Genomic DNA, 512 nt, shown 5'->3' with positions numbered 1-512 from the left:
CTCCAATAATACGATTATTGGATCACTCATGACCGGTGGTTCGAGCGGCGGTCCGTGGCTCGTGAATCTCGGCATGCCGCCGACGCTTAGTGGCACGACTTTCGGTAACTCGGGCGCGCACAATACCGTGGTCGGCGTGACGAGCTGGGGCTTTACGGATCTTGCAGTAAAACAGCAAGGTGCGTCCCCGTTCACGAGTAGCAACATCGTGACGCTCGTGAATACCGTGTGCAGCGGCACACCCGCGGCGTGTTGAAAGCAGTCAAACGGAATGCGCTGCGCATGTTGTCACGTTTGTTATGCCGATCATGCGCGACAAGCCAGACGCTTCGCGCAGCGCGTCATCCCGTCCGTTTTCGAGTGAAAGCAAGCGATTCCAAGTCGAACTGCCCGGCGTCCGCGTGAGACATTCTCGGTAAACAGAAGCCGTGCACATGCGGCACACGCTGCTCGCAACGCTGTTCGTGTCTCGTGGCCATTGTCGACGCCCGATTCGCCGCGCGGATCACGAG

1 protein-coding gene is annotated in these 512 nt (G+C 59.0%); it reads left to right on the top strand.

Annotated features, from left to right (window positions below; all coding sequences use genetic code 11):
• The coding region (locus tag J5M57_RS28080; protein WP_207938489.1) for a hypothetical protein at positions 1–256 on the top strand (256 nt) is incomplete at its 5' end.
• Between the last annotated feature and the right edge of the window lie 256 nt (positions 257–512).

This window comes from Pseudomonas sp. 86_A, from assembly GCF_017491705.1.
Lineage (GTDB): Bacteria > Pseudomonadota > Gammaproteobacteria > Pseudomonadales > Pseudomonadaceae > Aquipseudomonas > Aquipseudomonas koreensis.
The sequence above is the reverse complement of the archived record's forward strand: the minus strand, read 5'-3'. Positions and strand labels throughout refer to the sequence as shown.